Below are 9,950 nucleotides of genomic sequence, written 5' to 3'. Positions count from 1 at the left end.
CCGAGGAGGGCATCGGCGCCGCGATCGTCATCGCCGGGCGGCTGCACCGCGGCTTCACCGGCGGTGCCGGCGAGGTCGGCTACATGCCGGTGCCGTGCCGCCGTCGAAGCCGGCCGCGATGACGGTGACCCGGACCTCGTCGCCGAGCGCGTCGTCGATGACGGCGCCGAAGATGATGTTGGCCTCGGGGTGGGCGGCCTCGCTGACCAGCTGGGCGGCCTCGTTGATCTCGAACAGGCCGAGGTCGGAGCCGCCGGAGATGGAGAGCAGCACGCCGCGGGCGCCGTCGATGGAGGCCTCCAGCAGCGGCGAGGAGATCGCCATCACGGCGGCCGCCTTGGCGCGGTCCTCGCCGCGGGCGGAGCCGATGCCCATTAGGGCGGAGCCGGCGTCCGACATGACCGACTTGACGTCGGCGAAGTCGAGGTTGATCAGGCCGGGGGTGGTGATCAGGTCGGTGATGCCCTGGACACCGGAGAGCAGCACCTGGTCGGCGGAGCGGAAGGCGTCCAGCACGCTCACCTGGCGGTCCGAGATGGACAGCAGGCGGTCGTTGGGGATGACGATGAGGGTGTCGACCTGCTCGCGCAGGGAGGCGATGCCGTCCTCGGCCTGGTTGGCGCGGCGGCGGCCCTCGAAGGTGAACGGGCGGGTGACCACGCCGATGGTGAGCGCGCCGAGCGAGCGGGCGATGTTGGCCACGACGGGCGCGCCGCCGGTGCCGGTGCCGCCGCCCTCGCCGGCGGTGACGAAGACCATGTCGGCCCCCTTGAGGACCTCCTCGATCTCCTCGCGGTGGTCCTCGGCGGCCTTCCGGCCGACCTCGGGGTTGGCGCCGGCGCCGAGGCCCCGGGTGAGTTCACGGCCCACGTCGAGCTTCACGTCGGCGTCGCTCATGAGGAGGGCCTGCGCATCGGTGTTGATCGCGATGAACTCGACGCCCTTGAGCCCGACCTCGATCATCCGGTTGATGGCGTTGACACCACCGCCGCCGATTCCGACGACCTTGATGACTGCGAGGTAGTTCTGGGGTGCTGCCACGTCGAAGGCCTCTCGCCTCGAATTTCCGGGTCGGCTCCCCTTGTCGCGAAGGCCGACGGATGTCGATGGGTGGGAAGCGCGCGCTTTCGGTGCTGGTATGTCCGAAATGCCGACCGCCGACCCGAACCCTAAACTTGAGGTTTAGGGTTGTAGCTGCGGCTGTGTCACTTCACCGTTGGACACAGCCCGGTGACACAGGACAGTAGGTCGCATCCGGTCGGTGTTCAACGAACAACGCCGAGCTTCCCGTTTTTCTTTTGAGCCTATGTGATCATCGACTCCCCGGCGAAACCGGGGTGACCACCAAGGGTCGGACCGGAGCCTCGGCGCCGTCAATACCGCCCCTTGAGGAAGAACTTACCGGATCATCCAGACACGGCCGGGGCATCCGGGGCACTCACGTCGTAATTGGCGGCTTTCCGACCGAGCAGTGCGGCCAGCACCCGGGCCTTGCGCTCCGTCCGCTCCGGACTCCCCCAGCGCACCGTCGCCCCGCCCGCCAGCTGCAGCCGGATGTCGTCGTAGCTGTGCACCTGCACCGCCCCGGCCTTGCCGGCCAGTTCGGCGGGCAGCCCGGCCGCGACGGTGATCGCCGCCCGCACCAGGGCCGGCCGGTCGAAAAGGTCCAGCACGTCGTTCGCCTGCTGACCGAGCTGCAGGTCCACCACCGGCACTCCGGCCGGGGCGGCCGCCTCGGTGGCGAAGGTGAAGCCCCCCGCGTCCACCTGCGCGAACTTCCCGTCATCGGTGCGGACGGAGGCCACCGCCCGACGCTCCGTCACCTTGACCCGCAGGGTGTGCGGCCAGCCGCGCCACACCTCGGCCTTCGCCACCCGGGGCAGTGCCTCCACCCGCTTGCGGGCCTCGTCGAGGTCGACCCGGGCGAGCGGCCCCTGCCGCAGCCCGCCGAGCGCCGACGCCACCTCGCCCTGGCCGAGCTTCCCGCTGTCCAGGCCCTGGACGGCGACGGCGCGCACGTCCAGGGCCGAGGAGAGGAACACCGTCCAGCCGAGCAGGCCGGCCACCAGCGCGCCGAGCACGCACAGCACCGCGATCCCCCGCCGGGAGAGCCGCAGCCTGGTGGCCGGCGCGGGCGCCGGGTCGGCGGGGTCAGCCACGGCGGCGGCCGCCCCTGGACGCCTCGATCGCCTCGTAGACCATGCGGACCAGCAGCTCGTCCGCGTCCCGGCGGCCGAACTCGGCGGCCGAGCGGCTCATGTCCCACAGCCGCGCCGGGTCGGTGAGCACCGGCAGCACGTTCTGCAGCACCCACTCCGGGGTGAGTTCGGCGTCGTCGACCAGCAGGCCGCCGCCGGCCTTGACCATCGGCTGGGCGTTCAGCCGCTGCTCGCCGTTGCCGATCGGGAGGGGGACGAAGGCGGCCGGCAGGCCGACCGCCGCCAGCTCCGCGACGGTCATCGCGCCGGCCCGGCAGAGCATCATGTCGGCCGCGGCGTACGCCAGGTCCATCCGGTCCACGTACGGCACCGGCCGGTACGGCGGCATGCCGGGGATGTCGTCGACCACCGGCAGCTCGTTCTTCGGGCCGACCGCGTGCAGGATCTGCACCCCGTACTGCTGCAGGCGCGGGGCGATCGCCTGGACGGTCTCGTTCAGCCGGCGGGCGCCCTGCGAGCCGCCGGAGACCAGCAGGGTGGGCAGCCGCTGGTCGAGGCCGAAGTAGTGCCGGGCCTCCGGGCGGACGGCGTTGCGGTCCAGCGTCGCGATGGTGCGGCGGAGCGGGATGCCGATGTACCGGGAGTCGCGGAGCTTGGAGTCCGGGGTGGAGACGGCGACGAAGTCGGTGTAGCGCGCACCGATCTTGTTGGCCAGGCCCGGGCGGGCGTTGGCCTCGTGGACGACGATCGGCACGCCGGCCCGCTTGGCGGCGAAGTAGGCGGGCATCGCGACGTAGCCGCCGAAGCCGACCACCACGTCCGCGTTGACCCGCTCGATGACGTCCTGGGCGGCGCGCACGGTGCCCCGCAGCCGGCCCGGGACGGTGATCAGCTCGGGGGTGGGCTTGCGGGGCAGCGGCACGGCGGGGATCAGCGCCAGCTCGTAGCCGCGTTCGGGCACCAGCCGGGTCTCCAGGCCGCGCTCGGTGCCGAGGGCGGTGATCCCGACGGACGGGTCGTGCCTGCGGAGCGCGTCCGCGAGCGCCAAGGCCGGCTCGATGTGGCCGGCGGTCCCGCCGCCGGCGAGTACGACATGCACCGAAATTCACCGCTCCCTGCGCGCCGGACGTGCGGCCGGCTTGCGCGCTGTGGTTCGTCGTCGTGGCACCACCCTGGCCAGGAACGTCCCGGCTCGGGTGGGGTTCCGGGCGGCCAGGGCCGCCTTCGCCCCCGGGGTGCTGCGCGCGAAGCTGACCAGCACGCCGACGGCGCACAGGGCCGACAGCATGGCGGACCCGCCGTAGGAGAACAGCGGGAGCGGGACGCCCGCGATGGGCAGGAGTCCCAGTGCCGACCCCAGGTTGACCATGGCCTGCGCCATGATCCACGTGGTGGCGGCTCCCGCGGCGTACCTGACGAAGGGGTCCTTCGTGCCGATGGCCACACGGATACCCGCGTAGCCTAGTGCCGCGAAGAGACCGAGCACCGACAGCGTCCCCACCAGACCGAGTTCCTCGCCGGTGGCGGCGAAGATGAAGTCGGTGTGGGCCTCCGGCAGCTGGCCCCACTTCTCGACGCCGGCGCCGAGGCCGGAGCCGAACGGGCCGCCGGCGGCGAAGGCGTAGAGGCCGTGCAGGGCCTGGAAGCAGTTGATGTTCGGGTCCGGCTTGGTGACGCCGATGCAGGCCAGCCGGTCGAGCCGGTGCGGCACCGTGATGATCAGCGCGGTGCAGGCGACGACGGCGATGCCGAGGGTGGCGGCGAACAGCCGCAGCGGGGCGCCGACCATCCAGAGCAGGCCGAAGAGCATCGCCACCAGCACCATGGTGGTGCCCATGTCGCCGCCCAGCATGATCAGCATCATCAGCAGCACGGTGCCGGGCACCAGCGGGACGAGCAGGTGCTTCCACTGGTCGAGGGTGTGGGTGCGGTGCTTGCGGGCGAGCAGGTCCGCACCCCAGAGGACCAGGGCGAGTTTGGCGAACTCGGAGGGCTGGACCTGGAAGAAGCCGAAGCTCAGCCAGTTCCGGTTGCCGTTGACCATCACGCCGATGCCGGGGATCGCCACCAGGAGCATGCCGGCGATCACGGCCAGCAGCAGCGGGTAGGCGAGCAGCCTCAGCGCCTTGACCGGGGTGCGGGCGAGCAGCACCAGCATGACGGTGCCGAGCATGGTGGCGACCAGCTGCTTGCGGAAGAAGAACGTGATCGGCAGGTGGTGCTCCATGACCAGGATCTGGGACGAGGAGAACACCATGACCAGGCCGAGCACCACCAGCAGCATGGTGGAGCCGAGGATCAGGTAGTACGGGGTGAGCGGCCGTTCCAGCATCCAGCGCACCCGGGCGCGCAGGGCGCGGAGCCGGGTGACGGGGGTGGCGGCCTTGAAGGTGGTGGTGGTCGCCGAGATCAGCTGGAGGCGGGCGGAGCCGCGCTCCGGTGGGGCGGCCGTTCCCGCCTTGCCCTCACCGGACACCTGCTCCCCCTGTCTCTTCCGCGCTCGGGCCGGACGGCCGCTGGTGCCGTCCGGCCTGTCCCGCTATTCCATCAGGTCCAGGACCGCGGCGGCGAAGAGGTCGCCGCGTTCGCCGTAGTTGGTGAACATGTCCATCGAGGCGCAGGCGGGCGCCAGCAGGACGGTGTCCCCGGGCTTCGCCAGCGAGGCCGCCGTCCGGACGACGTCGGCCATCGCCTCGGCGCCAGTCTGTCCCGCGGCGGCTTCGACGACGGGGACATCCGGGGCGTGTCGCAGCAGCGCCTCGCGGATCAGGCCGCGGTCCTGGCCGATCAGCACGGCCGCCCGCAGGCGGTCGGCGGCGGCCGCGACGAGCTCGTCGAAGGTGGCGCCCTTGGCGAGTCCGCCGGCGATCCAGACCACCGGTTCGTACGCGGCGAGCGAGGCCGCCGCGGCGTGGGTGTTGGTGGCCTTGGAGTCGTCGACGTAGGTGACCTCGTCCACCACCGCGACCCGGGCGATCCGGTGCGCGTCGGGGCGGAAGGCGCGCAGGCCGTCGCGGACGGCCTTGGCGTCCACGCCGTAGGCGCGGGCGAGGGCGGCCGCGGCGAGCGCGTTGGCGACGTTGTGCGGGGCGGCCGGCACGACGTCGGAGACGGCACCGATCTCGGCCGCGTTGTTGGCCCGGTCCTCGACGAAGGCGCGGTCGACGAGCAGGCCGTCGACGACGCCGAGGTTCGACAGGCTCGGGGCGTCGAGCCCGAAGCCGATCGCCCGGCAGCCCTCCTCGACGTCGGCCTCGCGGACCAGCGCCTCGGTGGCCGGGTCGGCCAGGTTGTAGACGCAGGCGACCTTGTTGCCCTCGTAGATGCGGCCCTTGTCGGCGGCGTACGCCTCCATCGAGCCGTGCCAGTCGAGGTGGTCGGGGGCCAGGTTGAGGACGGCCGCGGAGTGCGGGCGCAGCGAGGGCGCCCAGTGCAGCTGGTAGCTGGAGAGTTCGACGGCGAGGACGTCGTAGGGCTCCTCGGCGAGCACCGCGTCCAGGACGGAGACGCCGACGTTGCCGACGGCGGCCGTCCGCGCGCCCGCCGCGGTGAGGATCGAGGCGAGCATCTGGACGGTGGTGGTCTTGCCGTTGGTGCCGGTGACGGCCAGCCAGGGGGCGGGCTCTCCGGTCGCCGGGTGCGGGCGGCGCAGCCGCCAGGCGAGTTCGACGTCGCCCCAGACGGGGACGCCGGCCTGCTCGGCGGCGGCGAACAGCGGGCTGTTCGGCGGCCAGCCGGGCGAGGTGACGATCAGTTCGGTGCCCTCGGGGAGGGTGTCGCCGTCGCCGAGGCGGACGGCGATGCCGGTGAGGTCGGCGGCCTTGGCGCGCAGCGCGGGGCCGTCGCCGCCGTCGACGACGGTGACCTCGGCGCCGAGGTCGCGCAGCACCCGGGCGGCGCTGACGCCGGACAGGCCGAGGCCCGCCACCACGGTCTTCAGGCCGTTCCAGTCGGGGTTGTCCGTCATCCGGCCACCCATCCTGCGTAGAAGAGTCCGAGGCCGACCGCGACGCACAGGCCCTGGATGATCCAGAAGCGGACGACGATGAGCACCTCGCTCCAGCCCTTGAGCTCGAAGTGGTGCTGGAGCGGTGCCATCTTGAAGACGCGCTTGCCGGTCATCCGGAACGAGCCGACCTGGATGATCACGGACAGGGTGATGATCACGAACAGGCCGCCGAGCAGGGCCAGCAGCAGTTCGGTGCGGGAGCAGATGGCGAGACCGGCGAGGGCGCCGCCGAGGGCGAGCGAGCCGGTGTCGCCCATGAAGATCTTGGCGGGCGAGGTGTTCCACCACAGGAAGCCGAAGCAGGAGCCCATCAGGGCGGAGGCGACGACGGCGAGGTCGAGCGGGTCGCGGACGTCGTAGCAGCTCGCGGTGGCGGTGATCATGTGGGCGCAGGTCTGGCCGTACTGCCAGACGCCGATGAAGACGTACGCACCGAAGACCATCACCGAGGCGCCGGTGGCGAGGCCGTCGAGGCCGTCGGTGAGGTTCACGCCGTTCGACATCGCGGCGATCATGAAGTAGGCCCAGATGACGAAGAGCACCGGGCCGATGGACCACTCGAAGTCGTTGACGAACGACAGGTGGGTGGAGGCGGGCGTCTGGTTGCGGCTGTTGGCGAACTGCATCGACAGGACGGCGAAGGCGAGACCCACGAAGGACTGGCCGAACAGCTTCGCCTTGGCCCGCAGGCCGAGCGAGCGGCGCTTGACCACCTTGATGTAGTCGTCGAGGAAGCCGACCAGGCCCAGACCCACGGTCAGGAACAGCACCAGGATGCCGGAGGCCGTGGGCGACTCGCCCGTTATCGCCTTGGTGGCGAAGTAGGCGACCAGTGTGGCCAGGATGAACGCGATGCCGCCCATGGTGGGGGTGCCGCGCTTGCTGTGGTGGGCCTTGGGGCCGTCGTCGCGGATGTACTGGCCGTAGCCGTGCCGGGCCAGCAGCTTGATCAGGGCGGGCGTGCCCAGCAGCGACAGGATCAGGCCGATGCCGCCGGAGAAGAGGATCTGCTTCACTGAGCGGCCCCATCGGCGAGCAGGGCCTCGGCGACCTTCTCCAGGCCGGCCGAACGGGAGGCCTTCACCAGCACCACGTCCCCAGGCTGCAGCTGACTGCGCAGCAGCTCGATCGCCGCGTCCGCGTCGGACACCAGCACCGACTCCTCACCCCACGAACCTTCGTTCCTCGCGCCGAGTTCCATGCAGGCCGCCTCGCGTCCGCCCACCGCCACCAGCTTGGTGACGTCGAGCCGGACGGCGAGCCGCCCGATGGCGTCGTGCTCGTCGAGGCTGTCCTCGCCGAGCTCCCGCATCTCCCCGAGCACCGCGAAGGTGCGGCGGCGCTCCGGGCCGCGGCCGGCCATCGACACCAGCGCCCTGAGCGCGGCCCGCATCGAGTCCGGGTTCGCGTTGTAGGCGTCGTTGACGACGGTGACACCGTCGGCCCGGTCGACGACCTCCATGCGCCAGCGGGACAGCGCACCCGCCTCGCTGAGCGCTTCGGCGGTGTCGTCGACGGGCATCCCGAGCTCCACCGCCACCGCTGCGGCGGCGAGGGCGTTCGAGACGTGGTGCTCACCGTACAGGCGCAGGTTCACGGGTGCGGAACCGGCCGGGGTGATGAGCGTGAAGGACGGCCGGCCGGTGGCGTCCAGGCGGACGTCGGCCGCCCGGACGTGGGCGTCCCGGCTCTCGCCGAACAGCACGACGCGGCCCTTGGTCCGGCTCGCCATCGCCCGCACCAGCGGGTCGTCGGCGTTCAGGACGGCGACGCCGTCGGCGCCGAGCGCCTCGACGATCTCGCCCTTGGCCTGCGCGATGCCCTCCTTGGAGCCGAACTCGCCGACGTGGGCGCTGCCGACGTTGAGGACGATCGCGATGCTGGGCGGGGTGATGCCGGTCAGGTACTCGATGTCGCCCTTGTGCCGGGCGCCCATCTCCAGCACCAGGTGCTTGGTGCCCGGCTCGACCCGCAGGGCCGTCATCGGGTGCCCGATCTCGTTGTTGAGGTTGCCGGGCGGGTAGACGGTCTCGCCGCGGCGCTGCAGCACCTGGGCGATGAGGTCCTTGGTGCTGGTCTTGCCGGAGGAGCCGGTGAGGGCGACCACGGCGGTGCCGGTGGCGCGCTCCACGACGGCGCGGGCGAGCCGGCCGAGGGCCGCCACCACGTCGTCCACCAGGATCGCGGGCACGCCGACCTGACGGGAGGCCAGCACCGCGACGGCACCGCCGTCGACCGCCCTGGCGGCGTAGTCGTGGCCGTCCACGTGCTCGCCGGCCACCGCGACGAACAGGCCGCCCGGCTGCACCTGGCGGGAGTCCACCACGACCGGTCCGGTCACCAGGGCCTCGGGGTCGGCGCCGTCGAGCGTGCCACCGACCGCCGCGGCGGCCTCGGCGAGGGTCAGTGCGATCACGGCTGCTCTCCTTCGGGGGCCTGCTCGGGGGCCTGCTCGGGGCGGGCGGGGGCCTGCTGGTGGCGGACGGTCCGCGCGATGGCCTCGCGCAGTTCCTCGCGGTCGTCGAACGGGCGGACCTCGCCCTTCGCGTACTGGCCGACCTCGTGGCCCTTGCCGGCCACCAGGACGGTGTCCCCGGCGTGCGCCCGGGCGACGGCGTGCAGGATCGCCTCGGCGCGGTCCGGGACGACCAGCACCTCGCCGCGTTCCTGCTCGGGCACCTCGGCGGCGCCGGCGAGCATCGCGGTGAGGATCGCCAGCGGGTCCTCGGAGCGCGGGTTGTCACTGGTGAGCACGGCGGTGTCGGCGATCCGCGCGGCGATCGCGCCCATCGGGCCGCGCTTGAACGGGTCGCGGTCGCCGCCGCAGCCGACGACGACGTGCAGCCGGCCCTTGGTGACCTCGCGCAGCGACTCCAGGACGGCCTGCAGGGCGTCCGGCTTGTGCGCGTAGTCGACCACGGCGACGTACGGCTGGCCGGCGTCGACCCGCTCCAGGCGGCCGGGCACGCCGGTCGAGGCGGCGACCCCGGCGGCCGCGGCGTGCAGCGGCACGCCGGCGGTGACCAGGGCGGTGATCGCACCGAGGGCGTTGGCCACGTTGAACGGGCCGGGCAGCGGCACCGAGGCGTCCGCGGCGGCGCCGTCCGGGCCGACCACGCGGAAGGTCGAGCCGGCCGGGCCGAGCTGGACGTCCACGGCCCGCCAGTCGGCGTCCGGGTCGCCCTTCGCGGAGAAGGTCACCACCGGGATCGGCGCCTCGGCGGCCAGCCGGCGGCCGTAGGCGTCGTCGAAGTTGGCCACCCCGCGGCGGGCCTTGTCGGTCTGGAAGAGCCGGGCCTTGGCCCGGTAGTAGTCCTCCATGTCCGGGTGGAAGTCGAGGTGCTCGGGGGTGAGGTTGTTGAACAGCGCGACGTCGTACATCACGCCGTCGACCCGCCCGAAGACCAGCGCGTGGCTGGAGACCTCCATGACGACGGCGGCCGCGCCGCGCTCGCGCATCACCGCGAGGACGGCGTGCAGGTCGGTGGACTCGGGGGTGGTGCGCTCGCTCTTGATCCGCTCGCTGCCGACCCGCATCTCGACGGTGCCGATCACGCCGGGCAGCAGGTTGCCGCCGCGCAGGCCGGCCTCGACCAGGTACGAGGTGGTGGTCTTGCCGTTGGTGCCGGTCAGGCCGATCATCAGCAGCTGCTCGCTGGGGCGCCCGTACACGGCGGCGGCGAGGTGGCCCATGGCGCCGCGGACGTTGTCCACGACCAGCAGCGGGGCGCCGGCCCCACGGGCGAGCTCGGCGCCGGCCGGGTCGGTCAGCACGGCGACGG

Annotated in this window: 7 protein-coding genes and 2 pseudogenes; 1 reads left to right on the top strand and 8 read right to left on the bottom strand. The window is 72.6% G+C overall.

All coding sequences use genetic code 11. The features are described 5' to 3' along the window. Nucleotides 1-92: pseudogene (locus ABZ641_RS17410) on the top strand (hypothetical protein); the annotation flags it as partial. Nucleotides 93-96: 4 nt separating this feature from the next. Here the strand turns inward: ABZ641_RS17410 and ftsZ are convergent. The 8 genes and pseudogenes from ftsZ to ABZ641_RS17370 all read right to left on the bottom strand — a co-directional run. Beyond that, nucleotides 97-1,041: pseudogene (ftsZ, locus tag ABZ641_RS17405) on the bottom strand (cell division protein FtsZ); the annotation flags it as partial. A 365-nt stretch (nucleotides 1,042-1,406) separates the two neighbouring features. Further along, nucleotides 1,407-2,159, bottom strand: coding sequence for an FtsQ-type POTRA domain-containing protein (locus ABZ641_RS17400; protein WP_359982745.1), 753 nt, complete (start codon nucleotides 2,157-2,159; stop codon nucleotides 1,407-1,409). Further along, nucleotides 2,152-3,258 carry an undecaprenyldiphospho-muramoylpentapeptide beta-N-acetylglucosaminyltransferase gene (gene murG, locus ABZ641_RS17395; protein WP_344627425.1) on the bottom strand — a complete coding sequence of 369 codons (1,107 nt, stop codon included), beginning with the start codon at nucleotides 3,256-3,258 and terminating at the stop codon, nucleotides 2,152-2,154. The genes ABZ641_RS17400 and murG overlap by 8 nt, the downstream gene beginning before the upstream one ends. 6 nt (nucleotides 3,259-3,264) lie before the next feature. Next, the gene (ftsW, locus tag ABZ641_RS17390) at nucleotides 3,265-4,569 is read right to left on the bottom strand and encodes a putative lipid II flippase FtsW (RefSeq protein WP_344627442.1); all 1,305 of its coding nucleotides are present in this window, start codon (nucleotides 4,567-4,569) and stop codon (nucleotides 3,265-3,267) included. A gap of 129 nt (nucleotides 4,570-4,698) precedes the next feature. Further along, nucleotides 4,699-6,126: a UDP-N-acetylmuramoyl-L-alanine--D-glutamate ligase gene (gene murD, locus ABZ641_RS17385; protein ID WP_344627424.1), complete on the bottom strand. Its 1,428-nt coding sequence runs from the start codon at nucleotides 6,124-6,126 to the stop codon at nucleotides 4,699-4,701. Further along, nucleotides 6,123-7,184 carry a phospho-N-acetylmuramoyl-pentapeptide-transferase gene (gene mraY, locus ABZ641_RS17380; protein WP_344627423.1) on the bottom strand — a complete coding sequence of 354 codons (1,062 nt, stop codon included), beginning with the start codon at nucleotides 7,182-7,184 and terminating at the stop codon, nucleotides 6,123-6,125. Before mraY ends, murD begins: the two co-directional genes overlap by 4 nt. Further along, on the bottom strand, nucleotides 7,181-8,584 hold the full coding sequence (gene murF / locus ABZ641_RS17375) for a UDP-N-acetylmuramoyl-tripeptide--D-alanyl-D-alanine ligase (RefSeq protein ID WP_359982740.1): 1,404 nt from the start codon (nucleotides 8,582-8,584) through the stop codon (nucleotides 7,181-7,183). The genes mraY and murF overlap by 4 nt, the downstream gene beginning before the upstream one ends. Next, the coding region (locus tag ABZ641_RS17370) for a UDP-N-acetylmuramoyl-L-alanyl-D-glutamate--2,6-diaminopimelate ligase (protein WP_359982737.1) at nucleotides 8,581-9,950 on the bottom strand (1,370 nt) is incomplete at its 5' end. The genes ABZ641_RS17370 and murF, both read right to left, overlap by 4 nt.

The sequence above is a fragment of the Kitasatospora sp. NPDC007106 genome, from assembly GCF_040634455.1.
GTDB lineage: Bacteria > Actinomycetota > Actinomycetes > Streptomycetales > Streptomycetaceae > Kitasatospora > Kitasatospora arboriphila.
The sequence above is the reverse complement of the archived record's forward strand: the minus strand, read 5'-3'. Positions and strand labels throughout refer to the sequence as shown.